The organism is Paraburkholderia susongensis (assembly GCF_900177725.1).
GTDB lineage: Bacteria > Pseudomonadota > Gammaproteobacteria > Burkholderiales > Burkholderiaceae > Paraburkholderia > Paraburkholderia susongensis.
Map to the genome: position 1 here is coordinate 1,033,320 of NZ_FXAT01000001.1, position 22,846 is coordinate 1,056,165.

Sequence of the window (22,846 nt, forward strand, 5' to 3'; positions counted from 1 at the left end):
GGCCTTATAACGAATAATCCGGCGAGCAACGGCTGTTGGTCTGCTGACCATCCCTTGCAAAACTCCGGGGGTCCACTTTCGGGCAGAGAGCCGCGGATCAGCCAAACGGCAAGCCAGATGATTTCACCAACCCGCGGCCGATGTTGCCTCTGCGGGCGCGCGCCAGAAACAGGCGCGCGCAGGATCAGGTCCAACGCCGGGGTCGCTCCGCATCAATACAACCGCGCGCGACAGCGGATCGTCCCCTTCACCTAGTCGAACACCGGCTCCGAGAACCGCTCGATCCAGACTGCCAGGCGGTCGGCCGCAAAACTGGCAGCGCGTGTGCCGGCGCGGCAGACGATGCTGTCACCTTCGCGCACAAGCTGCAGGGCGCCGCCGGCTTCTTCCAGCCACAGCAGGCAGGCCAGCCAGCCAGCGTGTTCGGCCGATACGGCCTGAGCCACCGGCCGGGTGAGGAACTCGCTCAGCGTGGCCGGCGAAGTGCAGATCAGCGCATCGCCATCGCCGCGTACTGTGGCGCCGAGGACTTCAGTGAAGACCTGCACCGCATCGGCAGCGCTGCGCCCTGCATTCTGCGTACGCAGCTCCGCGAGGCGCGTGCTGATCGCGTGGCCGAAGCTGCCGCTGCATTCGCTCTCGGCACGCACCAGATCGGCGTAGTCCATACGCTGCCAGTCCGGCTCCACATTGCGCGTACCAGCCAGTTCGGCGCCGGCCAGGTAGGTTTCCACCGGCTGGAAGCGGCCCGGCCCGATCAGGCTCGCGCACAGCGTGTGCACCATGCCGATGCGGGTCGCCACGGTCTGCGTCTGCAGCACGCTCAGCTTCTCGCGCACGAGTTGGTCGCGTTCCTTGCGCAGTCCCGCCAGCTCCAGCGCCTGCTTCATCTCCATGCGCAGCGCGGTGATGTCCCACGGCTTCTTGATATAGCGATGTATCTGGCCTTGATTGACGGCCTCGACGGTCTGGTCCAGCTCCGAATAGGCCGTCGTCAGGATCCGGACGATGTGGGGATAGCGCTCGCGCGCATAGCGCAGAAGTTCGTTGCCATGTTCGCCCGGCATGCGCTGGTCGGACACCAGCACGGCCAGGCTGGCGGCGTGGGCATCCAGCATTGCCTTGCCGTCCTCCACGGAGGCGCCCGTCACCACTGGCGCAATCGCGCCGATGGCGCGCTCGAAGTATTTGACCGCGGTGGCTTCGTCATCAACGAACAGAATCGCCGGGGGCGGCGTCTGGTTGGCAATCGTATTGCTCATTGGTAACTCCTGTGCATTCGATCCTTGAAATTTGGTAATTCCGGCGTCACGGTCGTGCCGGCGCCGGGCGCGGATGCAATCCTGATACTCCCGCCAAAGGACTGCATGACGCGGTTGCAGAAAATAATGCCGAAGCCGCCAACGCCGGCGTTCGTGATAACTGGGTCGACCAGCAGGTGCTGTATCACCTCGGACGCGATACCGGGACCGTTGTCGCCGCTGCCAGTACCTCGCGGACCGTGCCCACGCCCAACGGCTTCTCCAGGATTCGAAACACCTCGCCAGGATTGACCGCTCCCAGCAGCGCGTCCTTGTCCACGTAGGCTGTCACCAGGATCCGCACGATATGCGGATACTCCTGCGAGACCCGCCGCAGCAGATCGCCGCCGTGCGGGCCCGGCATGCGGAAGTCGGTCACCAGGATCGCCACCCGTGCACCTTCGCGGCGCAGGATCGACATGGCCTCGTCCGCGCCGTCGGCGAGCAGCACCTCGTAGCCGCTGCCGGCCGCGCGCGCAAAGTACTTGCGGGCCAACTCCTCATCATCGACATAGACGACAGTCGGCCGCGCTCGCTGGGTCTCGCTCATCTCGACCTCACTCGACACGCGGCAGGTCGAAGTTGAACGCGGTCCACTCGCCCAACTGGCTTTCTGCGAACAGTGTGCCGCCGTGCCGCTCCACCACCGCATAGCTGATGGACAGGCCAAGGCCGAGGCCCTGGCCGACTTCGCGGGTAGTGAAGAATGGTTCGAACACGCGCGCCAGATTCTCCGCGGCAATGCCCGGGCCGTTGTCGCGCACATTCACGTGCAGCCGGTCGTCGCGCCATTGCGCCGCGACATGGACCCGCGGCGATACGGTGCCGGCCTTGTGCATGGCCAGAGCCGCATTCGAGAACAGGTTGATGAGTACGCCGATGATGGCGGCTTCGTCGCCCAGCACGAGGGTGTCGCCGGGCAGCTCGCGCGTGACACTCACGCCGCGCAACTCATGCGCGCTCAGCCGGATCGACGAGTCGAGCGCCTTCTCGAACAGGAACGGCACGTCGTCTGCCGCCGCGCCGGGTTTGCGGTAGGCAAAGGTCTTCAGGTCCGACACGATATGCTGGATGCGGTGCATGCCCTGCTTGACATCCATCAGGCACTCCTGCAGCGACGGGCTCTCCTTGGCCTGCGGTTCCTCCATGGCTATTTCGATCGCCATCAGGCAGAAGTTCACCGGATTGTTGACCTCGTGAAGCAGCCCCGCGGACAGCGTACCGATTGCGGCCATCTTCTCCTGCTGCAGCAACTGGCCCTTGATCTGCGCCAGGCTTTCATTGGTGCGGGCGAGCTGATCGTTTTTGTGCGCCACCTCGTCCTTTAGCCGGAAAAGCTGGAAACGGCCCTTCTCGTTGAAGTAGGTGTAAATGGAGCTGGCCAACGCGCAGAAGAAGATCAGGATTAGCTGGAACTGAAACTTGCTAGGGTTCTGTATGCCGCCCGGATGTGCCACGCAGGCGATGTAGTAGAGCGAGACCGTGGCCAGGCCGAATGTCAGCGTCTGCAAGTAGCCGGAGGGGAACAGGATCCCCACCGCAAAGATCGTCAGCATGAGCCCGGCATAGAACAGCGATTGCTCGCCCTGCGTGGCGTAAATCATCCAGGAGATCATGACCTGCGGCAGCAGCAGCCAGCAGAAGGTGATGACCTGCACGTGGCGTTTGCCCGTTTCCGTGTAAAGCGAGAGCAAGGCCAGGCCGATGGCCGCGCTGGTCAGCATCCGGACGATGGCAAAGTACTTCTGCTCAGCCGGATACACGACATAGTCCATCGCCATGCCCATCAGCACCAGCACGATCACGGTCAGGCCGCCAGCCTTGCTGCATAGCAACCGGTAGTCGCGCAACTCTTCACGATAGTTCGACTGCAGGCCAACCAGCGATGTTGTCATCTCAGGCTACTTGTTGCTGGCCGATCACTACCTCGGCGAACACATTAACCCCGGTCGCGTCCGTATACAGACGGGGCTCGCCGCAGTTCTCCGGCATGATTTCGGCCATCTGTGCCTCGTTGCGATAGATCAGGTACCACTCCAGCACGTGCTCCATGCTGAAACGCTCCGGGTTGTCGGCGTGAACATTGGTTACCAGCAGACGGCCGCCCCGTCTGGTGCGGCTGGCGAAATGCTGGTTCAGCCGGGCACAGACCTTGTCCGATAGATAGTCGAACAGGCCGGCGCAATAGACCGCGTCGAACTCGCGGACGTCCGACGCGTCCGCATGCATCCGGCGCTTGAGCAGGTTGTGGACCGAATCATGCGTGTAGCTAATGGTCATGCGCGCGGCCGTTTTCTGTGCGATGGATCCCAGGCGGTCGCGCGTCCAGTCCAGTGTCTCCTGGCTGAAGTCGAGCAGTTCGAACGTCAGCCACTCCGGTTCGTCGTATTCCTGCATGAAGCGCTGGATCTCCTGAGCGGGGCCGCAACCCACGTTCAGCACCCGGAACGGCCGCTGCGCGGCGCGCGCTTCATTGGCCAGCCGGGTCAGGTAGTCCACCAGCAACTCGACGCGATTGCGGTGCGCGCGCGCCACGGCCGTCTGCAGGAAAGCCGCGTTGACGATCTGGAAATACGTGCTCGGGCCCTGGCGGGGATCGTCGAGCATCTGATTGACCATCTGGTAGTCACCGGCATAGCCCAGCGGCTTGGTGAAGGTGCGGAAGACGAAGGGCGAGCGCAGCAGCAGCGGATGTAGCGCGGCCTGGGCAAAGGCACGGTGCGCCGGCGCCAGTTCTTCGTCGACGAGGCGCGCCTCGCCTTCGAATTCGTCGAAGTAGAACTTGGTCCTCTCCATCAGTGGCGATGCCAGTTCGAGGAAGAAGTCCTCGCGCAGGCTTTTGCCTTCCTTCGGCATGGTGTCGGCCAGGTCCGCCTGCTCGACCCAGCGCGACATGTCCGAGAGAAAAGCCCGGATCTGGTTGACCGCGATCTGGTAGTCACGGCGTATCTTGAAACGCTCGGACCAGTCCTGCACGAACCGGCGGGCTTCTTCCCCCACCGCGCGCGCTTCCAGCGCGCCGCCGCTCAGTTCCCGCCACTCGGCGATCAGCGTCACCGAGACAATGGCTGTCAGGCCGGTATTGACCATGCTGATTACGACCGCCTTGCCCGAATAGGCGTGCTCCACGCCCATCTTGACCGACAGGTCGCTCAGCACTTCACTGACCTGGACAATCGAGTACGGGTTATAGACCTCCATCACCAGGGACTTTCGCTGAAGATTGATGATGGTGCCCCGCGCCTGTTCACCCTGCGAGTTGCGGAAGCTCACTACCGGATCGATTTGCGTTTTGGAATACACAGTATTGCGGCCAGGTAAGTACCACGAGAAATTGGTTTGAAATTCGGTGCCATACCCAGGCCGGCAGGTCGGCAGGTCGGCCAATCGGCCAGTTCAGCGTCGATGGGTCCCTTGGTCCAGGTGACGAAGCGTCGCCATCGGTCTCTCAGTTGTCGCCACAGCAACCCGTTCTTTCTGGGCGGCGTACCACTGCTCCCGAACTGCGTCGGCCAGACAAGTTATGCATTTAGAGTTATCCGCGTCACCTCGCGACAGCACGTGTGCTAATGGCATCACGGTTTTAACGAGACTCGTTAGTCTGGTGGGCCTGAGGGCCGGTTTCGGAACAATACGGACCTTTGCGATTGCAGCATTCTACTGATAAAAAAGAACGCTGTCGTCTCGCGCAAATTTCATCAGTGACACATATCGGACCTCCATTCCCATCGATTGCTTTTCTAGGGATTTGCATTGGGTTTACGACAGGAAAACACGAGTTCCGGGCCATGTACGCCACTTCGTCGCGCGCGACTTCGGGCCTCATGCGTTCGCGTCGAACCACATCGCGACGACGAGGAGCAACATGGAGTCACGGCAAACAGGTATGGCCGCGTGACGACGCGGCTCACGGGAGCAAAAAAGTACTGGATGCCACGATGCTGTGAGGCAGGCCTGCGCACCCCGCGCAGCCGCCTTGCGAGGTTGGCCGTTTGCTGATTGATGCTGATGCGCTTCGTTATCGGCGCATCAGACTGGGACCTTTGGGTCCGTCCCGATCGGAGGTTGCCGAAGCGTCCGGTTCATCCGCGAAAATCGAACCGGTCAGGCTGCGTCACCATGAGATTGCGGGCCACGACGGAATCTCCGGCAGCGACCCGCTCCTTGTGCGGCGTGCCGTACGCGGCGATCGCGTCCGCCGGCGCCGACACGAACCACGAGATCCTGCCCGCGCATTCGATACCAACCTGATGTCCGTTCCAGTAGACAGCGTTTTCCATCGCGAACTCCCCGAATGACGAAGACTGTCATGATCCGCACCGCGCCGCGCGCGTCCGTTAGCCACCGCACGTCGGGTGACAGGTAGCCGTTTCAATCATAGATGGCCGGGATCGCTCGGCGGCGTTTGTCATCGAATGCGGATGTTTTGGCACAAAAGTGTGGCGATGGGTTTGTTACCCAACTGTCTACGATTAATTCACGCACAAAAATTATTAAATAGCGCTCACGGCGTCAACGAAGCACGGGAATCTGCCGTTTACAAAAAATCAGGACTGACTCGTTCAATCGGTAAATAACGAACGTTCAGTCTTATAGACAGAAAATCCTGCCGATGCCGCGCCGCACAAATGCTGTCACGATTGATTCACATCAAAACGTTAAAAGCGGTCGCGCAAACGGCGCCAACTGCTCGGCCAGAAGGTAAGCGGGACAAGGCGGAGAAGGGAACGGTGGGAGAACTGGCTGATTTGATTTCGAACCGGGAAAGAGCAAACCGGCAGCGCGAGTGATAGCCAGAGGACAAATTTTATTCAAACACTCTGTTCAAGTGTCGGCTTGTGCCGTTAAAGCAACAGAGAACATGTGACTTGTATCAGGCACTGGTGCGACGCAGGGGCCGAGGCAGATAATTGGTTTGTAAAGGAGAAAGATCATGGATGCCAAACCACCGAAGATTCCGACCCCGGATAAAGTTTTTTACCCGGATCCGGAACCTGTGGCCGTCGAGTTTCTGGGTGCCGAACTGCCTGAGCACGTTCGCGCTTTTTTCGACGAACAACGCAAGTCGTGCGATCCGAAGTAATCATGCAGTTGCGCGGCGCAGCATCGACGCGCGTGCAGCAAGCACGCGTGGCAAGTGCGCGCCCTTATTTCGCGTATGGGTATCCGTCCGGCGCTCGCGTCGTGACGCCTGGCCGACTCGCCTGAGTGCAACGGCGCTGGGCCGTGCGGCTCGAGCGTCTGAATGCGCACGCCGTTCACTTCCGGGAGCGCATGATCTGTAGCGCCCTCCTCTTCTTCCCAGACTGCGGTTCCCGTTTGCCAGATACGCGTGGTTTGCCACGCATCGTTTATTCTTCTGATTTTTCCGTCAGCGGCCGCCCGGCTTCGTCCACCTCATGAATCGTTCGCATCGCTTCGGCGCGTCATGCGCGCTTACCGCACTCGCCCCATTCGCCCCGTTCGTGCTGGCCGCCAGTTTCGTCTTCGCACCCGCCCCGGCCTTCGCCGACGGTGACGACACCGCGCTCACCAATCTGATCGCATTGGCCTCGCAGCGCCTCGCGCTTGCGGAACCGGTTGCCCGATGGAAATGGGCCAATCACCAGCCTATCACCGATATCCCGCGCGAAAACGCGTTGCTCGCCGACGTCGAGAAGCGTGCCGCGGCCGCGAACGTCGACCCTGCGTTCGCGCGCGCGTTCTTTCAGGATCAGATCGACGCGAGCAAGGACGTGCAGAACGCGCTCTTTGCCACGTGGCGCAGTACGCAACCGCCGCAGGGGCCCGCGCCCGATCTCGCCACCAGCACGCGGCCGCAACTCGACAAACTCACGCAATCGCTGCTGGCCGGCCTTGCGCGCGTGCAGCCGCTGCGCAAGGCGGAGGATTGTCCGTCGCGCGTCGCACAGTCGCTCGCCAACTGGAAATCACTAACTCGCTATGACTCGGCTCATTCGAGTGCCTTGAACCGCGCACTCGGTCACGTGTGCGAGACGGGCGGCGTCGGCGCGACCGGCTGATCGCGGCAGCGCTACCGGACAGGATATGTGCGGGCCTCGCTCAGACGAGGCTCGACTCGGTGCTCGACGCAGGCGCCCCGCTCGGGACGCCGAGCGGCATCACGCGCAGACCGCGCGCAAGATGGCTCTGCAGGATGCGATACGTCGAAAGCTCGAACGGCCCGGCAATGCTCGACGCATGCAACTGCGCCGCCTGCACGAGCGACGATGCATGCCCGAGGTAACGCCAACGGTCGACCACATGAAAAACGCGCGCCGCATCCTCGCGCTCCTCGAAAACGATCGCCCCCTGGAAGGGCCACGGTGCATCCTCGGGATCGCTCTTCGTCACGCGCGGCAGCCGGTTCTGGCCCGGCCGCAGTGTGGCAATCCACTGCGCCTCGGCGAGCATCGCACCCAACTCGCCGCCGGTCGCGCGCCATTCGACCCGCCGCACCTGCTGGGCGAGCCGGATTTCCTTCGATGAGCGCCGCTCGCCCGTCAGGTGCGAGCGCAACCGTTGACACACGCGCACGCTTCGTCCCACGTAAAGCGGCGCATCCTCTTCTCCGTAGAACACATACACACCGCAACCCGCCGGCGCGGTATCGAGCAGGTCTTCGGTGATGTCGCCGGCCAGCCGGTAGCGCCGCGTGGTGCGCTCGATCTGCGCGCGCAGCACATCGAGCGGCACGAGCGCAGGCAGACGCTGCCAGAACTGCCAGATCAGATCGGCGTCGGCGAGCGCGCGGTGGCGATCGGAAGGCACGAGTGCGTGACGTTCGACGAGCGCATCGAGGCCGTGGCGCTTTTCGGCCGGAAACAGCGCGCGCGACAGCCGCACCGTGCACAGCACGTCCGGATCGAATGCGATCCCTGCGCGACGAAACTCGCTGCGCAGAAATCCTCGATCGAAACTCGCATTGTGCGCAACGAACAGCTTGCCGTTCAGGCGTTCGAAAAGCGCCGGCGCGATCGACTCGAAGGTCGGCGCTCCGCGCACCATCTCGTTGGTGATGCCAGTGAGCTGCTGGATGAACGAAGGAATCGGCTGCTGCGGGTCGACCAGACTGCTCCAGCGCGACACGCCAGCGGGCCCCACTTCGACGACGCCAACCTCGGTGATGCGGTGCTCGCTCGTGGAGCCGCCTGTCGTCTCGAGATCGACGAAGACAATCGGTACATCCAGGGCCGGTTCCGGCGAAAACTGTTCAGACATGAAGAAAAAGGAGACTTTAGACGCGTGACTTTGCGGCAAGTATGCACCAGTTGGGCATTGCGCATCCAGATTGCATCGTGTGACGCGAACAAAAGTCGCCGTGCGGGGAGCCTATTGGTGCTAGCGCTCGCAGACAACAACTGAACCACAAAGATTATAAAAACCGCTCAAATGCATTTCGCCACGTTATCCATTAGCGGCCGGGGCAGGCATTTTTGAACCATGCGGTTACACCAAATTATTCCGGCAAAAAACGCTTCGAAAAACAAAAGCCCTCGCGCTCCGGCGAGGGCTTCCCTTAAAAAAACTGCCGGAGCGAGACGCCCGGGTGCAACGCGACTCTTTACAACGGCTGGATATTCGCCGCCTGCTTGCCCTTCGGGCTCGTCTTGACCTCGAAGGACACGCGCTGGTTCTCCTTCAGCGACTTGAAGCCTTCCGCACGGATCTCCGAAAAGTGTGCGAACAGATCCTCGCCACCCGAATCCGACGTGATGAAACCAAAGCCCTTAGCATCGTTGAACCATTTGACGACACCAGTTTCCATTTCCTGTTTCCCTCTATGATTTATCAAAATCGGGCATTGCCCCTGGATCGATCCAACCCCGGATTCATTAGTGACTGATATATGAACATTTAAAATGCATAATCAGTCAATGAAATACGGCCTTGCCGTTATACGGGGGACGAAGAATCGTCGTCAAGTAAACTTTCCGTATGTGTTAATCGTATTAAGAGATAAATACACAAATCGCATCGGATAAACCGGATCGCGTCAATATTACCGAGAAAAAATTTGGCTCACGTCAAATAACGGGAAAAATTGCGGCACAACTACCGTACAGATGTAACAAAATTCAGGTTTCGGTAAGTGTTTGTCCGACTTGTTGCAGCGCATTCACAATCGCATGATGGAATTCAGGGGTAGCGCTGTGCATCAGGAGGTTGTCATGCTGTTCAATGAAATTCGCCGTCTCGTCGCCTGGCTCACTCATTCACACGCAAAGGTGGTTTCCGACCAGCCTGCCCGGGTTGCGGACTCGTCCACCGTTTTCTCTTTCGATCCGATGTGGCATGGGGATCACTGGCAAAACCTGCTGTCGTCGCCAATGGACGCACGCCGTTATGTGATCGAAGACTGGAGCGTGTCGGCTGCAGCCGACTGGAACGAGACCGACGGCACCGCGCCGGCGCACTAGGCGGAACACGCAGTCCGCAGACAAAAAAAGCGCGACTGGAAAGTCGCGCCGACAAAGGTTTGGAGATCTTTTTCGTCAACGAAAAAGTCTGCTTCGAAAAGCAGAAATTACAGTATAGCTGCCGGTCGCTATTTCGATTATTCACACTATTAACAATCATCTATTGCGGCAGCAACAACAATCTTTTTGAGTATTTCTTATCGTTGCTTTTTGCATCAATTTGTGTCGCGAATCAGCAACGCCATTTCCGCCGGCTCTCCTTTTTAATCTTCCCTGTATCGCGCAAAGCCTTTGCCCATAAGGCTTAAACGGCAATCGAACATCGTTTCCAATCACGGAATACTTTATTGCGAAAATCGGAACATCCACTTTGCGAAGTGTCTCTCTACACTCTGCCTAATCGGAAACCGGCGCGAAATCTGGTCATCGCGCTTGTCACGCGGATTCACCGCTTCTCGCAGCGCCGCGTGAAGGTCTCCTAAGCCAGGGTTTTATACCTCTCTTGCTCTCGGAGTTATATAAATGAAGAAGACACTGATGGTCGCTGCCCTCACGGGCGTTTTCGCAACGGCAGCGCACGCGCAAAGCAGCGTCACCCTGTACGGCTTGATCGACGCGGGCATCACCTATACGAACAACGAGCACGGCCACAGCAACTGGCAAATGACGAGCGGCTCGGTGAACGGCAGCCGCTTCGGCCTGCGTGGCGCTGAAGACCTCGGCGGCGGTCTGAAGGCTATCTTCACGTTGGAAAACGGCTTCGGCATCAATGACGGCACGCTCAAGCAGAACAGCCGCATCTTCGGCCGTCAGGCTTTCGTCGGTTTGGCGAGCGACCAGTTCGGCGCCGTCACGCTCGGCCGTCAATATGACAGCATGGTCGACTACGTCGCCCCGCTGGCTCTGACCGGCACGCAATACGGCGGCACGCAGTTCGCGCACCCGTTCGACAACGACAACCTGAACAACTCGTTCCGTATCGACAACTCGATCAAGTATCAGAGCGCAAACTACGGCGGCTTCAAGTTCGGCGCGTTGTACGGCTTCTCGAACCAGGCTGACGGCTTCGCGAACAACCGCGCATACAGCGCAGGCGCGTCGTACAACTGGGGCGGCCTGAACGTCGCTGCCGCTTACCTGCAACTGAACAGCAACGGCGCGACCAGCGCGGCGGCGGCGTTCAACTCGGGTGGCGCGGTGTCGGGCGACAACACGTTCTTCGCGGCCCGCCAGCAAACGTGGGGCGCAGGCGCGAACTACGCGTTCGGCCCGGCAACGGTCGGCCTCGTGTACTCGCAGACGAACCTGCACGGTCTGGCCGGTATCAGCCAGAGCGCATCTGGTATCACGGGCGGCGTTGGCTTCCCGACCAACAGCGCTCAGTTCCAGAACTTCGAAGCCAATGCCCGTTATGCTCTGACGCCGGCACTGAGCCTCGCGGCCGCGTACACGTACACCCGCGCGAACCTGTCGAGCACGCACGTGCACTGGAATCAGGTCAACCTGCAAACCGCTTATGCGCTGTCCAAGCGTACCGACGTGTACCTGCAGGGCGTCTATCAAGCGGCTAATGAAGACTCGATCGTCGATGCCAACATCAACGGCATCGGCGGCGCTTCGGGCAACAACAAGCAAGTCGCTGTGACGGCTGGTCTGCGTCACCGCTTCTAAAAACTGCGGGAGTATTCGCAGTAGAAAGGCGCCGTTCGCGGCGCCTTTTTTTATGCCTGCTTCGTGCCCGCCTCCGCCGCTTAGCCGCCGTTGTCGGGCCGCGGATACTTGACGTCGAGAATATCGATCGGCTGCGGGCCAGCCGGCGTGAACAGCGTCACCGTGTCGCCGACTTTCGCCTTGAGCAACGCGCGCGCAATCGGCGAAATCCAGCTCACGTGCCCGATATCCAGATCGACCTCGTCGATACCGACAATCGTCACGGCGTGCTCTTCGCCATCTTCGGTCGCATAGTCAACGGTCGCGCCGAAAAACACCTGATCGACGTTTTCCTGCCTGCTGCTATCAACCACCTCGGCGAGATCGAGCCGCTTGGTCAGAAAGCGGATGCGCCGGTCGATTTCCCGCAAACGGCGCTTGCCGTAGATGTAATCGCCATTCTCCGAGCGATCGCCGTTCGACGCCGCCCACGATACGAGCTTGACTATATCGGGCCGCTCGACATCGATCAGATTCAGCAGCTCATCGCGCATGCGCCGATGGCCGGCGGGCGTAATGTAGTTTTTAGTGCCTGCGGGCACATCGGGCTGAGCGACGTCGAGATCGTCATCGTTATCTTCGCTCGATTCTTTGACAAAAGCCTTGTTCATAGTGATCCAGTAACGGCAACAAGCAACAACCTTTTAAAAGGTTACACGATCGGGAGGGCGACACAAATCTCCGTGATAGGCTTCCATTTTCAAAAACCATTGGCTATAATCTCGTTTCTGTGTGCGGCTGTAGCTCAGTTGGATAGAGTACTTGGCTACGAACCAAGGGGTCGTGGGTTCGAATCCTGCCAGCCGCACCACCTTTTCGAGGGCGTCCCTGCGGGGGCGCCCTCAAGTTTCACCGGTTTCATTGCAGTAAGCACCATCTGTTTTGCGTGCGGCTGTAGCTCAGTTGGATAGAGTACTTGGCTACGAACCAAGGGGTCGTGGGTTCGAATCCTGCCAGCCGCACCACCTATTAAGGGCCTTCCAATCGGAAGGCCCTTTGTTTTTCCCGGTGCTTCTCGTCGGGCGCTCGTCAGCCATTCCTGCTCGTAGCACGTGTGCCGTTGCGCAACACCCGCAGTTATCGCGGCGCCGACTGAATATCTCCGATTTGTCCATTCGGGTTCGGCAGGTCCTCGACAAAGCCCTCTTTCGTTTGCTCGCCGATCACCACCGCCCGCGTCCCAGCCAGCGCCTGCGACTCGCGCAGCACGTCGCCCACGGTGTCGCCGAAATGGCTTGCGACAAACGCCCGCAGCAACGCTTCCCGCAAAGACGCTCCTCGCCCCTCCACGGCACGATGCCCGCCCTGGAACTCTGCTACGCATACCGCGCCGTTCTCGTCCTGCTCGCGCACGTCTAGCCGCCGCGCACGCTCCAGCACCACGACAGCCGTCTCCCATGACGTGGAAGGCGTAAAACGGCCATCCCACGGACGACCGCGGTCATTGCCGCGGATCGCAACGATCTCGCCACTATCGGTAAAGTAGATTTCGCGCACGAAGTCGTGCAGGCTGCGGGCCACCCAATAGTCGAGCGCCACGCCATCGAGGTCGGCTACGTTCATCTGCGTTCTCCCTGGGAGATCAGAGGTGAGACTTGCTCTCTGCCGATGCCCTTAGAGTCACACGAAGGATGCGAAGACCAACCGCGCGCAACGAGCGCCGGTCAGACGTCGCAACACTCTAAAAGCGCTATCCAGACCCGGCCGAAACACGCGGCTCAGTAGTCCGCCCGCTCGCGATCGATACGCATGCCGCCCTCGTGGCGGTGGTGCCCTTCTTCGCTCGGCCGCTCACGCACAATGCGCATCACGTCCGGGTTCGTGCGCACGCGGCGCATCACGTTAGCCAGATGGACGCGATCGCTGACCTGGATCACGAAGCGCAGCACCGTGGATTCCTGCGACAGGTCTTCGTCCATTGCGATATGGACGATGTTCGCATCCGCCGACGTAATATCGGCCGCGACGCGGGCAAACACGCCCTTGGTGTTCTTGACCAGCACCTTCACCGCGACATCGAACAGACGCCCCGGCTGCGGCGCCCACGCGACGTCGATCCAGCGGCCCGGATCGCGCCGGTGAATGCGCTGCGCGACGCGGCAATCGGTCGTGTGGATCGCCATGCCGAGGCCGATGCCGATATAGCCCATGATGTCGTCACCCGGAATCGGGCGGCAGCAGGCGGACAGTTGCACCGACATGCCCTCGGTGCCCGTAATGACGACCGGCGGCGCATGAGGCGCCGAACCGGACTCGGAACGCGAGCCGTCGTCGTCGGCGTCGCGCCCGCTCATCAGCACCTCGATGCGCTTGGCCATGACCGCCGCGACACGCCGGCCGAGACCGATATCCGCGAAAATTTCCTGACGGTTTTTGTTGCCCGTCCACTGCACGAGCTTTTCCCACGCTTCCGGCGTGACATCCGACAGCGCGAGCCCGTAGCCCTTCAATGCCTGATCGACGAGGCGCTCGCCCAACTGCACGGACTCGTTCAGGCGCATCGTCTTCAGGTAATGACGGATCGCCGAGCGCGCCTTGCCGCTGCGCACGAAGCCGAGCCACGCGGGATTCGGCTTCGAATACGGCGCCGTGATGACCTCGACGATATCGCCGCTCTTCAGCTCGGTACGCAGCGGCAGCAATTCGTTGTTGATCTTCACGGCGACGCACTGGTTGCCGAGGTCGCTGTGGATCGAATACGCGAAGTCGAGCGCCGTGGCGCCGCGCGGCAGCGCCATGATCTTCGACTTCGGCGTGAACACGTAGACCGCGTCCGGGAACAGGTCGATCTTGACGTGCTCGAGGAATTCGCTCGAGTCGCCCGCTTCGCTCTGAATGTCGAGCAGCGACTTCAGCCACTGATGCGCGCGCTTCTGCACGTCGTTCAGGTCCGCGCTGCCGTTCTTGTACAGCCAGTGCGCGGCGACGCCCGCTTCGGCGATCTCGTGCATCTTGCGCGTGCGCACCTGGAACTCGATCGGCGCGCCGAACGGGCCGACTAGCGTGGTGTGCAGCGACTGGTAGCCGTTCACCTTCGGGATCGCGATGTAGTCCTTGAACTTGCCCGGCACGGGCTTGAAGAGCGCGTGCAGCGCGCCGATACAGGTGTAGCACTCGAGCGCGTTCTCGACGACTACGCGAAACCCGTACACGTCTAGCACCTGCGAGAACGACAACTGCTTGTCGCGCATCTTCTTGTAGATACTGAAGATGGTTTTCTCGCGGCCGGTGACTTCCGCGTCGATCTTCGCGTCCGCGATTGCGCGCTGCACCGATTCGAGAATCTTGCTGACCACCTCGCGCCGGTTGCCGCGCGCCGCCTTGACGGCTTTTTCGAGCGTGGCGTAACGGTGCGGGTTGAAGTTCGCGAAGCTCAGGTCCTGCAACTCGCGATAGGTGTTGTTCAGGCCGAGCCGATGGGCGATCGGCGCGTAAATATCGAGCGTTTCGCGCGCCACGCGGCGGCGCTTTTCCGGCGGCACGGCGCCGAGCGTGCGCATGTTGTGCAGGCGGTCGGCGAGCTTGACCAGAATCACGCGAACGTCGCGCGCCATCGCAAGCAGCATCTTGCGGAAGTTTTCCGCCTGCGCTTCCTCGCGATTGCGAAACTCCATCTTGTCCAGCTTCGACAAGCCATCGACCAGTTCCGCGACCTTCGCGCCGAACCGCTCGGCGAGTTCGGCCTTGGTCACGCCCTGGTCTTCCATCACGTCATGCAGCAGCGCCGCCATGATCGACTGCGCGTCGAGATTCCAGCCGGCGCACATTTCCGCGACGGCGACAGGATGCGTGATGTAGGGCTCGCCACTCTGGCGATACTGGCCGAGGTGGGCTTCGTCGCTGAAATGGAAAGCCGCCTTGATGTCCTTGATCTCTTCCGGCTGCAGATAGCCGGACAACACGGACGTCAGTTTGGCGATGGAGACGACGTCATGCCGGCGCGGCTGCTCCGGCGTGGCGGTCGGTCCGAACAGGTGGCGAAACGACTGTTCGAGGACCGCGTCGATGTATTTGCGTGCAGACGAAGGCGAATCGGCGTCGTGTTCCGCTTCCGTGGCGGTGGGCGGGGTAGCACTCATGGTCGCCTCCGGTAGCGGTCAGGGTTGGACGCGGGTCTGCACGTTGAGCAATCCGGTAGGCAAATACCGGGCAAATCGAAAACGAAAAACAGTGCGCCTTAGACCGGCACCTTCTTCAGCATTTCGACGCCAACCTGGCCCGACGCGATTTCACGCAGCGCGAGGACGGTGGGCTTGTCGCGGCTTTCGATCTTCGGCGTGTGGCCTTGGGCGAGCTGACGCGCGCGATAGGTCGCGGCAAGCGCGAGTTCGAAACGATTCGGGATCTGTTTGAGGCAGTCTTCGACGGTAATGCGGGCCATGTTGGGTTCCTTCTCAGTATGTTGCTTATTCTACCTTATGTGCTCGACACGACGCCGCGCTCAGGCGTGCGGCAGGTGGATGCCGAGCTGCATGAAAAGCTGCGTGTGACGTGCGTACTGCGAGGCGAAGCGCGAGCGCGTCGCGCCGACGAGGCAACGCAGTTCGGCGAGCGCGCGATCGAAATTCTCGTTGATCACGACGTACTCCGCCTCGGCCGCGTGCGCCATCTCGCCGCCGGCCGCGAGCAGGCGCCGTGTGATGACATTCGGCTCGTCCTGGCCGCGCTTTTTCAGACGCTCTTCGAGCGCTTCGAGCGACGGCGGCAGGATGAAAATTTCGACCGCGTTGTGGAACTGCTTCTTCACCTGCTGCGCGCCCTGCCAGTCGATTTCGAGCAGCACGTCATGGCCGCTTTTCATCTGGTCCTCGATCCACACGCGCGAGGTGCCGTAGTAGTTGCCGTGCACTTCCGCGCTTTCGAGGAACTCGCCCGTGTCATGGCGCTGCATGAAGTCTTCGACGGTCGTGAAGTGATAGTGCTCGCCGTCCTGCTCCTTCGGACGCGGCGGGCGCGTCGTGTACGAGATCGACAGACGGATCGCGTCGTCGCCCGCGAGCAGCGCGTTCACGAGCGTCGACTTGCCGGCGCCCGACGGCGCGACGACCATGAACAGATTGCCGGGATAAGCACCCGCATAGGGATGGCGCGAGGCGCCGGTTTCGCGTGTGTGGTCGGTCATGATGTGTCGTACTCCAGCCTTATTCGAGATTCTGTACCTGCTCGCGCATCTGTTCGATCAGGAGCTTCAGCGTCATCGACGAATCCGCGAGTTCCTTCGCCGCCGCCTTCGAGCCGAGCGTGTTCGCTTCGCGGTTCAGCTCCTGCATCATGAAGTCGAGCCGCTTGCCGACCTTGCCGCCCTTCTCGATCACGTGACGCGTTTCGTTCAGGTGAGCCGTGAGGCGCGACAGTTCTTCGGCGATGTCGATGCGAATGCCGTACATCGTCACTTCCTGGCGAATCCGTTCGTTGATCTCTTCGCGCGAGACGATCGTCGCGGCCGCATCGGGCGCGGCAATGCCGAGCGCCTCTTGCAACCGCTCGACGATCTTCTGCTGATGCCGCGCAATCAGTTCGGGCACGAGCGGTGTGATCTTCGTGACGATCGCTTCCATTTCGGTGACGTTCGCGAGCAGCATGTTCGCGAGTTGCGCGCCTTCGCGCGCGCGCACGTCGATGAGGTCGGTGATCGCCTGCTTGCCGCACGCGAGCACCGCATCGCGCAGCGTCTCGGGGGCGACGCCGCTTTCGGCGAGCACGCCCGGCCAGCGCAGGATTTCACCGGTGCGCAGACGCCCGGCCTCTGGAAACGTCGAGAGCACCGCGCGCTCGAGCAGCGCGAGTTGCGCGAGCGCCTCGCGGTTGATCGCGCCCGCGTTCGCGGACTGCTCGCTGCGCTGCAGATTGATGCGAATGTCGACCTTGCCGCGCGAGAGCTTGTTCATCAGCATCTCGCGCAGCGTCGGTTCGCAGACGCGCACGTCTTCCGGCATGCGGAAGTTCAGATCGAGAAAGCGCGAGTTCACCGTGCGCAATTCGACCGACACGCTCACGCCGCCAGTGCCCGAAGCCGCCACGAGTTCGCGCGTGGCGCTCGCATAGCCAGTCATGCTGTAGATCATCGTATTTCTCGCGATTGCGGCCATGCGTGCGACGATGGCCTGAGAAGCGGATCGCCCGGCGTGTACGAGACGCGAGGCGGGGAACCGTCATTATCCCATTTCTCCACGCGCGACTTCGCGCATCGTCCGCACGCGCCACCGCCCTACCCGATCGGCGGTAAAATTGCGCTTTTCCCTCCACCCCTCTTCCGGCCTACTTCGACCCATTCCGACATGAGCAACGACCCCCAACGCCCCAGCGGCCGCCAGGCCAACCAGTTGCGCGACGTGCGCATCACGCGTCATTACACGAAGCACGCGGAGGGCTCGGTGCTGGTCGAATTCGGCGACACCAAGGTCATCTGCACCGCGAGCGTCGCCGAGAGCGTGCCGCCGTTTCTGCGCGACCGCGGCCAGGGCTGGCTCACCGCCGAATACGGCATGCTGCCGCGCGCCACGCACACGCGCAGCGACCGCGAAGCCGCACGCGGGAAGCAGACCGGCCGCACGCAGGAAATCCAGCGGCTGATCGGCCGCGCGCTGCGCTCGGTGTTCGATCTCGAGAAGCTCGGCGCGCGCACGATCAATATCGATTGCGACGTGATCCAGGCCGATGGCGGCACGCGCACGGCGAGCATCACGGGCGCGTTCGTCGCGGCGCACGACGCGGTCGCGAAGCTGCTTGCCACGGGCCGCATCGAAAGCTCGCCGATCAGCGATTACGTCGCCGCGATTTCAGTGGGCGTCTACGACGGACAGCCGGTGCTCGACCTCGACTACGACGAAGATTCGCAGTGCGACACCGACATGAACGTCGTGATGACGGGCTCGGGCGGCTTCGTCGAAGTTCAGGGCACCGCCGAAGGCGCGGCGTTCTCGCGCGCCGAAATGAACGCGCTGCTCGATCTCGCGAGCGACGGCATCAGCACGCTGATCGCGAAGCAGAAGCAGGCGCTGGGAGTAGAGCAGTGAGTGAGGTTCGCCAAGACAGCGGCGCGAACAATGCCGACGGAGCAAACAGCGCCAACGGCTCAAACGGCGCGGCCTCGCCGTTGAACACACCGCTGAAAAAAGTCGTGCTCGCCTCGAACAACGCGGGCAAGCTGCGCGAATTCGCGGCGCTGCTCGGCGCGGCCGGCATCGAGCTGATCGCGCAAGGCGAGCTGAACGTGCCGGAAGCGGAAGAGCCGCACCCGACCTTCGTCGAAAACGCGCTGACCAAGGCGCGCCATGCGGCGAAGCTCACCGGCCTGCCTGCGCTCGCCGACGACTCGGGTCTCTGCGTGCGCGCACTGCGCGGCGCGCCGGGCGTCTATTCGGCGCGCTATGCGCAACTCGCCGGCGGAGAAAAAAGCGACGCGGCCAACAACGCACGCCTTGTCGCCGAGTTGCGGCACGAAAGCGATCGGCGCGGCTATTACTACTGCGTGCTCGCGCTCGTGCGTCACGCGGACGACCCCGAACCGCTGATCGCCGAAGGCCGCTGGCACGGCGAAATTCTCGACGCTCCGCGTGGCGAACACGGCTTCGGCTACGACCCGTACTTCTACTTGCCGTCACTGAACGCGAGCGCCGCCGAGCTCGAGCCCGCGATGAAGAACGCGAGCAGCCATCGCGCCATCGCGTTGCGGCAACTGCTCGCGCGTCTGTCGGAGGAAGCGTGATTCCGATCAGGCCCACGCCGGCGGAGGTCGGCAACGGCGTCATCAAGGCGTTCACGTCGCCGGGCAGCATTCGCCTGACGTCGCTGCCGCCGCTTGCGCTCTACGTGCATTTTCCGTGGTGCGTGCGCAAGTGCCCGTATTGCGATTTCAACTCGCACGAGTGGAAAGGCGAGACGTTTCCGGAGCGCGACTACCTCGACGCGCTGCGCGCCGATCTCGAGATGGCGCTGCCGCTCGTCTGGGGCCGCCAGGTGCATACGGTGTTTATCGGCGGGGGCACGCCGAGCCTGCTGTCGGCGGCGGGGCTCGACCGCATGCTGTCGGACATCCGCGCGCTGCTGCCGCTCGACGCCGACGCGGAGATCACGCTCGAAGCGAACCCCGGCACGTTCGAAGCCGACAAGTTCGCGCAGTTTCGCGCGAGTGGCGTGAACCGGCTCTCTGTGGGCATCCAGAGTTTCAACGAAGCGCACCTCAAAGCGCTCGGCCGGATTCACGACACGGCACAGGCGCGCCATGCGGTCGAAGTCGCCGCGACCACGTTCGACAACTTCAACCTCGACCTGATGTTCGCGCTGCCGCAGCAAACGCTCGCCGAATGCCAGGCCGACGTCGAAACGGCGCTGTCGTTCGCGCCGCCGCATCTGTCGCTGTACCACCTCACGCTCGAGCCGAACACGCTGTTCGCGAAATTTCCGCCGGCGTTACCCGACGACGACGCCTCCGCTGATATGCAGGACTGGATTCATCAACGCACGGCGGAGGCCGGCTACGAACGCTACGAGGTATCGGCGTATGCGCGGCCGCACCGGCAGAGCAAACACAATCTGAACTACTGGCGCTTCGGCGACTATCTCGGCATCGGCGCAGGCGCGCATACGAAGCTGTCGTTCCCGAACCGCGTGCTGCGTCAGGCGCGCTACAAGCATCCCGCGACGTTCATCGAGCAGGCGAAGGCCGGCACGGCCGTACAGGAAGAGCACGAGGTCGGGCCACGCGATCTGCCGTTCGAGTTCATGCTGAACGCACTGCGGCTCGTGGAAGGGTTTCCGGTGCATCGATTCGCCGAGCGCACCGGCCTTTCGATGACGTCGATCGAACCGGCGTTGCAGGAAGCCGAACGGCGCAAGCTCATCACGCGCGACCACGAAAGGATTGCGCCGACGCCGTTGGGCCAGGCGTTCCTGAACGACTTGCAGGCGCTGTTTCTGAAAGATCCGCAGTGATTCGCTGTGGTTGAGGCTCAACCTGACCCCGCGGCCGGCAGTTTTCAGGTTACAATTTAGGGCTTGGAGGTGTGGCCGAGTGGTTTAAGGCACCGGTCTTGAAAACCGGCGAAGGAGCAATCTTTCCGTGAGTTCGAATCTCACCGCCTCCGCCATACAGCCTTACTGAATAAGGCTTTCAGGGAAGCAGCAGCGAATCCCCCAAGTTTTGCCCCATATTTGACGCGCACACTGTCACGGACGTGTGCGCGTTTTGTTTTTTGGGTATTCGGATTCAGCGATTGATGCTCGCACGCAATGCATGCTGCGTCACAGGAATCGAACGCAGTGCCCGAGATATCCCGTCGCGACCGGACTAAAGCATCTAGCGCGGGACATCCCCGGGTGCGCCGTCAAAGCGGACGCGCGCGGCATGGATGTCGGAATAACGACGATCGGCCCAATCGATGAGGGCCGCCATCGGGTCCAACAGCGATTGGCCTAGCGGGGCCAGACGATATTCAACGGTCGGCGGCCTGGTGGGAAAAACGTGGCGGGTGATTAGTCCGTCGCGCTCCAGATCGCGGAGTGTCTGAGTAAGCATGCGCTTGGAAATGTCAGGGATGGCTCGGTGAAGCTCGCTGAAGCGCTGCGATCGCGTCGCGAGCTCCATGATCATGAGCATGCTCCATTTGTCGCCGATGCGGTCGAGCACGTCGCGAACCGCGCAGTGTGCGGACTGGTCGCCGCCCAATTGACGTTGATATCGGCTGAATCTCTCGATCGCATTCTGTGCGGAGCTCATTCGGGTTCCCTTTAACTCTGCTGGTAACAAAAAACTGCCTCCTTACGGCGCGAGGCATTGGTCTCTATGATAGACCTACCCTAAAACATAGACCGCTTTCAACGATTCAACGACCCAACGACGCTCGCCACGGCCTGTGCCGGAGTCGAGCGCCTGCTGATCATCTCCATCGATGAGTTGGGCGACAGCATTCTTTCCAACAACAGCGTATTGGGATGAATCTCCAGATCGCGAGTTGACGTTTAAAGGCAATCCTAATCTCAGGAGAAACACATGTTTTTGGTAATGGGAATTACGGGACGCGTGGGTGGCGCAACGGCCCAACATCTGTTGGCGCAAGGCAGGAAAGTACGCGCGCTGGTCCGCAATCGCGAGAAGGCGGCGAATTGGGCGGATCAAGGTGTGGAACTGGTCGACGGCGACTGGAATGATGCGGCCGCCGTCGAGCGGGCGCTCGAAGGAGTCGAAGGTGCATTTGTCATGCTGCCGGCTGTCTGGGCGCCCTCGCCTGATTTCAAGGAAGCAAAGAGCGTGATCGCGAACTATGTCGAGGCGCTGACCAAGGCAGCGCCGCCGCGGGTGGTTGTGCTCTCGTCGATGGGTGCGAACAGAACCAGCGGGCTGGGGATGATCACGGCCCTGTCGCTTCTGGAGCAAGGACTTCGCCGCCTGCCATTGCCGATCGCCTATGTGCGCGCCGGCGGGTTTTTCGAAAACTTCCTTTACGGCTTGCACGTCGCCCAGGGCGGCACGCTACCCGTCTACTACAACCCGACGAATCGGAAATCGACCATGGTCGCGACCGGCGATATCGGCGCCGAGGTGACGACGCTACTGACCGGGCCGGCGTGGTCCGGGCATCGCGTCGTTGAACTTGGCTCGATGGTCAGCGCGGATGAAGTCGCGGCCCAACTGGGCGAAGTCATGCAGCGCGACGTCAATGCCTTCGCGATCCCGCGGGACGGGTGGCCGGCGGCGTTCGAACAGCTCGGCATCCCGAAGGGCCGGACCGGACCGGCCGAAGCGATGTACGACGCCGTGAACGCGGGCTGGATGGACCTCGGCGTCGAGGGTACGGAGCACGTCGCGGGCACGACGTCCCCTCGCGACGTCTTTGCGGCGGCCCACAAGGCCGCTACGGCATGAACCGCGGCATTCACGCCAGGCAAGATCGAGCTCTGGCATGAAGGTTTTTGTTTTGGGTGCGACGGGCGGAAGCGGACGGCAGATCGTCCGCTTCGTCGACCAGGCGGTCACACTGGTCCTCGGCGATACCCTCATCAGACAAGGAAGGACGCATGTCCAAGATATCCTGGCGCCAGGCATTACCTTTGGCTCTTGCCGCTTTTTTCGTCGTGGGAGGGCTCAGCAACATCCTCGCGCCGCGATCCATCATTGAGGAATACCTGAAGTGGGGGTATCCGCACTGGTTCCATTTCGTGACCGGTTCGCTGGAACTTACGACCGCCGTTCTGCTGGCACGGGAACAGACGCGGCTGTGGGGCTCGGCGCTCGGCTGCGCCGTGATGTTGGCTGCGCTCGCGACCGTCACACTCCACGGCGAATACGTGCATGGGGTGGCGCCACTTGTCGCGGCGACACTATCGATTGTTGTCGGCTGGATCGCCTGGCGCAAGCGGCTCGCCGCCGGGTTCATGGCACGGGCCTAGACGTTATGTGGTCCTCAAGAACTTGCA

General features: G+C 61.7%; 24 protein-coding genes and 3 tRNA genes. 12 read left to right on the forward strand and 15 right to left on the reverse strand.

Annotated features, from left to right (window positions below; translation table 11 throughout):
- Positions 1-251: 251 nt before the first annotated feature.
- The 6 genes from B9Z01_RS04720 to B9Z01_RS04740 all read right to left on the reverse strand — a co-directional run bounded on the left by B9Z01_RS04720 (position 252) and on the right by B9Z01_RS04740 (position 5,581).
- Positions 252-1,262: a response regulator gene (locus tag B9Z01_RS04720; RefSeq protein WP_085481046.1), complete on the reverse strand. Its 1,011-nt coding sequence runs from the start codon at positions 1,260-1,262 to the stop codon at positions 252-254.
- On the reverse strand, positions 1,259-1,450 hold the full coding sequence (locus tag B9Z01_RS37045) for an ATP-binding protein (RefSeq protein WP_476704041.1): 192 nt from the start codon (positions 1,448-1,450) through the stop codon (positions 1,259-1,261). The genes B9Z01_RS04720 and B9Z01_RS37045 overlap by 4 nt, the downstream gene beginning before the upstream one ends.
- The gene (locus tag B9Z01_RS04725) at positions 1,447-1,851 is read right to left on the reverse strand and encodes a response regulator (protein ID WP_476704042.1); all 405 of its coding nucleotides are present in this window, start codon (positions 1,849-1,851) and stop codon (positions 1,447-1,449) included. Before B9Z01_RS04725 ends, B9Z01_RS37045 begins: the two co-directional genes overlap by 4 nt.
- Positions 1,852-1,858: 7 nt before the next feature.
- Positions 1,859-3,196, reverse strand: a complete 1,338-nt coding sequence (locus B9Z01_RS04730; protein WP_085481047.1) for a sensor histidine kinase — start codon at positions 3,194-3,196, stop codon at positions 1,859-1,861.
- A gap of 1 nt (position 3,197) precedes the next feature.
- Positions 3,198-4,604 (reverse strand): class I SAM-dependent methyltransferase, encoded by a 1,407-nt coding sequence (locus B9Z01_RS04735; protein ID WP_085481048.1) that lies wholly within the window; start codon positions 4,602-4,604, stop codon positions 3,198-3,200.
- A gap of 779 nt (positions 4,605-5,383) precedes the next feature.
- Positions 5,384-5,581, reverse strand: a complete 198-nt coding sequence (locus tag B9Z01_RS04740; protein ID WP_085481049.1) for a hypothetical protein — start codon at positions 5,579-5,581, stop codon at positions 5,384-5,386.
- A gap of 653 nt (positions 5,582-6,234) precedes the next feature.
- Between B9Z01_RS04740 and B9Z01_RS35425 the strand changes: the two genes are divergently transcribed.
- Both B9Z01_RS35425 and B9Z01_RS04745 read left to right on the forward strand, forming a co-directional pair.
- Positions 6,235-6,384, forward strand: a complete 150-nt coding sequence (locus tag B9Z01_RS35425; RefSeq protein WP_008921206.1) for a hypothetical protein — start codon at positions 6,235-6,237, stop codon at positions 6,382-6,384.
- A 316-nt stretch (positions 6,385-6,700) separates the two neighbouring features.
- Positions 6,701-7,324, forward strand: coding sequence for a chorismate mutase (locus B9Z01_RS04745; RefSeq protein ID WP_085481050.1), 624 nt, complete (start codon positions 6,701-6,703; stop codon positions 7,322-7,324).
- A 40-nt stretch (positions 7,325-7,364) separates the two neighbouring features.
- Here the strand turns inward: B9Z01_RS04745 and B9Z01_RS04750 are convergent, their stop codons facing one another.
- On the reverse strand, positions 7,365-8,522 hold the full coding sequence (locus B9Z01_RS04750) for an exonuclease domain-containing protein (protein WP_085481051.1): 1,158 nt from the start codon (positions 8,520-8,522) through the stop codon (positions 7,365-7,367).
- A 343-nt stretch (positions 8,523-8,865) separates the two neighbouring features.
- On the reverse strand, positions 8,866-9,069 hold the full coding sequence (locus tag B9Z01_RS04755; protein WP_085481052.1) for a cold-shock protein: 204 nt from the start codon (positions 9,067-9,069) through the stop codon (positions 8,866-8,868).
- A gap of 403 nt (positions 9,070-9,472) precedes the next feature.
- Between B9Z01_RS04755 and B9Z01_RS04760 the strand changes: the two genes are divergently transcribed.
- Both B9Z01_RS04760 and B9Z01_RS04765 read left to right on the forward strand, forming a co-directional pair.
- Positions 9,473-9,721: a hypothetical protein gene (locus tag B9Z01_RS04760; protein ID WP_085481053.1), complete on the forward strand. Its 249-nt coding sequence runs from the start codon at positions 9,473-9,475 to the stop codon at positions 9,719-9,721.
- Between the two features lie 522 nt (positions 9,722-10,243).
- The gene (locus B9Z01_RS04765; protein WP_085481054.1) at positions 10,244-11,392 is read left to right on the forward strand and encodes a porin; all 1,149 of its coding nucleotides are present in this window, start codon (positions 10,244-10,246) and stop codon (positions 11,390-11,392) included.
- Between the two features lie 80 nt (positions 11,393-11,472).
- Here the strand turns inward: B9Z01_RS04765 and greB are convergent, their stop codons facing one another.
- A complete protein-coding gene (greB, locus tag B9Z01_RS04770; protein WP_085481055.1) occupies positions 11,473-12,042 on the reverse strand; it encodes a transcription elongation factor GreB in 570 nt (189 codons plus the stop codon).
- A gap of 123 nt (positions 12,043-12,165) precedes the next feature.
- Here greB and B9Z01_RS04775 point away from each other — a divergent pair.
- Positions 12,166-12,242 (forward strand) — tRNA-Arg (locus B9Z01_RS04775).
- A 77-nt stretch (positions 12,243-12,319) separates the two neighbouring features.
- A tRNA-Arg gene (locus tag B9Z01_RS04780) sits at positions 12,320-12,396 on the forward strand.
- 112 nt (positions 12,397-12,508) lie between these two features.
- Here the strand turns inward: B9Z01_RS04780 and B9Z01_RS04785 are convergent.
- The 5 genes from B9Z01_RS04785 to B9Z01_RS04805 form a co-directional block, all read right to left on the reverse strand.
- Positions 12,509-12,994, reverse strand: coding sequence for a phage protein NinX family protein (locus B9Z01_RS04785; RefSeq protein ID WP_085481056.1), 486 nt, complete (start codon positions 12,992-12,994; stop codon positions 12,509-12,511).
- 155 nt (positions 12,995-13,149) lie between these two features.
- Positions 13,150-15,510: a RelA/SpoT family protein gene (locus tag B9Z01_RS04790; RefSeq protein WP_085481057.1), complete on the reverse strand. Its 2,361-nt coding sequence runs from the start codon at positions 15,508-15,510 to the stop codon at positions 13,150-13,152.
- 98 nt (positions 15,511-15,608) lie between these two features.
- Positions 15,609-15,812 carry a DNA-directed RNA polymerase subunit omega gene (gene rpoZ, locus B9Z01_RS04795; RefSeq protein WP_008921215.1) on the reverse strand — a complete coding sequence of 68 codons (204 nt, stop codon included), beginning with the start codon at positions 15,810-15,812 and terminating at the stop codon, positions 15,609-15,611.
- 60 nt (positions 15,813-15,872) lie between these two features.
- The gene (gene gmk / locus B9Z01_RS04800; RefSeq protein WP_085481058.1) at positions 15,873-16,553 is read right to left on the reverse strand and encodes a guanylate kinase; all 681 of its coding nucleotides are present in this window, start codon (positions 16,551-16,553) and stop codon (positions 15,873-15,875) included.
- A gap of 19 nt (positions 16,554-16,572) precedes the next feature.
- Entirely contained in the window at positions 16,573-17,496 is a 924-nt protein-coding gene (locus B9Z01_RS04805) for a YicC/YloC family endoribonuclease (protein ID WP_085481059.1), read from the reverse strand.
- Between the two features lie 213 nt (positions 17,497-17,709).
- On the opposite strand from B9Z01_RS04805, the gene rph reads away from it, so the two are divergent.
- The 4 genes from rph (at position 17,710) to B9Z01_RS04825 (ending at position 20,520) form a co-directional block, all read left to right on the forward strand.
- Entirely contained in the window at positions 17,710-18,447 is a 738-nt protein-coding gene (rph, locus tag B9Z01_RS04810; RefSeq protein ID WP_085481060.1) for a ribonuclease PH, read from the forward strand.
- Positions 18,444-19,139, forward strand: coding sequence for an RdgB/HAM1 family non-canonical purine NTP pyrophosphatase (gene rdgB / locus B9Z01_RS04815; protein ID WP_085481061.1), 696 nt, complete (start codon positions 18,444-18,446; stop codon positions 19,137-19,139). Before rph ends, rdgB begins: the two co-directional genes overlap by 4 nt.
- Positions 19,136-20,365 (forward strand): radical SAM family heme chaperone HemW, encoded by a 1,230-nt coding sequence (hemW, locus tag B9Z01_RS04820; RefSeq protein WP_085481062.1) that lies wholly within the window; start codon positions 19,136-19,138, stop codon positions 20,363-20,365. The genes rdgB and hemW overlap by 4 nt, the downstream gene beginning before the upstream one ends.
- A 65-nt stretch (positions 20,366-20,430) precedes the next feature.
- A tRNA-Ser gene (locus tag B9Z01_RS04825) sits at positions 20,431-20,520 on the forward strand.
- Positions 20,521-20,729: 209 nt separating this feature from the next.
- Here B9Z01_RS04825 and B9Z01_RS04830 read toward each other — a convergent pair.
- A complete protein-coding gene (locus B9Z01_RS04830; protein WP_085481063.1) occupies positions 20,730-21,149 on the reverse strand; it encodes a winged helix-turn-helix transcriptional regulator in 420 nt (139 codons plus the stop codon).
- 273 nt (positions 21,150-21,422) lie between these two features.
- Here B9Z01_RS04830 and B9Z01_RS04835 point away from each other — a divergent pair, with 273 nt between their 5' ends.
- Both B9Z01_RS04835 and B9Z01_RS04840 read left to right on the forward strand, forming a co-directional pair.
- On the forward strand, positions 21,423-22,295 hold the full coding sequence (locus B9Z01_RS04835; RefSeq protein ID WP_085481064.1) for an NmrA family NAD(P)-binding protein: 873 nt from the start codon (positions 21,423-21,425) through the stop codon (positions 22,293-22,295).
- Positions 22,296-22,447: 152 nt separating this feature from the next.
- Positions 22,448-22,819, forward strand: a complete 372-nt coding sequence (locus B9Z01_RS04840) for a DoxX family protein (RefSeq protein WP_085481065.1) — start codon at positions 22,448-22,450, stop codon at positions 22,817-22,819.
- Positions 22,820-22,846 lie beyond the last annotated feature (27 nt).

Excerpts from the sequence above, each read along its gene's own strand:
- B9Z01_RS04720 (WP_085481046.1), bottom strand. The coding sequence starts at position 1,262 with ATGAGCAATACGATTGCCAACCAGACGCCGCCCCCGGCGATTCTGTTC.
- B9Z01_RS04725 (WP_476704042.1), bottom strand. The coding sequence starts at position 1,851 with ATGAGCGAGACCCAGCGAGCGCGGCCGACTGTCGTCTATGTCGATGAT.
- B9Z01_RS04730 (WP_085481047.1), bottom strand. The coding sequence starts at position 3,196 with ATGACAACATCGCTGGTTGGCCTGCAGTCGAACTATCGTGAAGAGTTG.
- B9Z01_RS04740 (WP_085481049.1), bottom strand. The coding sequence starts at position 5,581 with ATGGAAAACGCTGTCTACTGGAACGGACATCAGGTTGGTATCGAATGC.
- B9Z01_RS35425 (WP_008921206.1), top strand. The coding sequence starts at position 6,235 with ATGGATGCCAAACCACCGAAGATTCCGACCCCGGATAAAGTTTTTTAC.
- B9Z01_RS04745 (WP_085481050.1), top strand. The coding sequence starts at position 6,701 with ATGAATCGTTCGCATCGCTTCGGCGCGTCATGCGCGCTTACCGCACTC.
- B9Z01_RS04750 (WP_085481051.1), bottom strand. The coding sequence starts at position 8,522 with ATGTCTGAACAGTTTTCGCCGGAACCGGCCCTGGATGTACCGATTGTC.
- B9Z01_RS04755 (WP_085481052.1), bottom strand. The coding sequence starts at position 9,069 with ATGGAAACTGGTGTCGTCAAATGGTTCAACGATGCTAAGGGCTTTGGT.
- B9Z01_RS04760 (WP_085481053.1), top strand. The coding sequence starts at position 9,473 with ATGCTGTTCAATGAAATTCGCCGTCTCGTCGCCTGGCTCACTCATTCA.
- B9Z01_RS04765 (WP_085481054.1), top strand. The coding sequence starts at position 10,244 with ATGAAGAAGACACTGATGGTCGCTGCCCTCACGGGCGTTTTCGCAACG.
- greB (WP_085481055.1), bottom strand. The coding sequence starts at position 12,042 with ATGAACAAGGCTTTTGTCAAAGAATCGAGCGAAGATAACGATGACGAT.
- B9Z01_RS04785 (WP_085481056.1), bottom strand. The coding sequence starts at position 12,994 with ATGAACGTAGCCGACCTCGATGGCGTGGCGCTCGACTATTGGGTGGCC.
- B9Z01_RS04790 (WP_085481057.1), bottom strand. The coding sequence starts at position 15,510 with ATGAGTGCTACCCCGCCCACCGCCACGGAAGCGGAACACGACGCCGAT.
- rpoZ (WP_008921215.1), bottom strand. The coding sequence starts at position 15,812 with ATGGCCCGCATTACCGTCGAAGACTGCCTCAAACAGATCCCGAATCGT.
- gmk (WP_085481058.1), bottom strand. The coding sequence starts at position 16,553 with ATGACCGACCACACACGCGAAACCGGCGCCTCGCGCCATCCCTATGCG.
- B9Z01_RS04805 (WP_085481059.1), bottom strand. The coding sequence starts at position 17,496 with ATGATCTACAGCATGACTGGCTATGCGAGCGCCACGCGCGAACTCGTG.
- rph (WP_085481060.1), top strand. The coding sequence starts at position 17,710 with ATGAGCAACGACCCCCAACGCCCCAGCGGCCGCCAGGCCAACCAGTTG.
- B9Z01_RS04830 (WP_085481063.1), bottom strand. The coding sequence starts at position 21,149 with ATGAGCTCCGCACAGAATGCGATCGAGAGATTCAGCCGATATCAACGT.
- B9Z01_RS04835 (WP_085481064.1), top strand. The coding sequence starts at position 21,423 with ATGTTTTTGGTAATGGGAATTACGGGACGCGTGGGTGGCGCAACGGCC.
- B9Z01_RS04840 (WP_085481065.1), top strand. The coding sequence starts at position 22,448 with ATGTCCAAGATATCCTGGCGCCAGGCATTACCTTTGGCTCTTGCCGCT.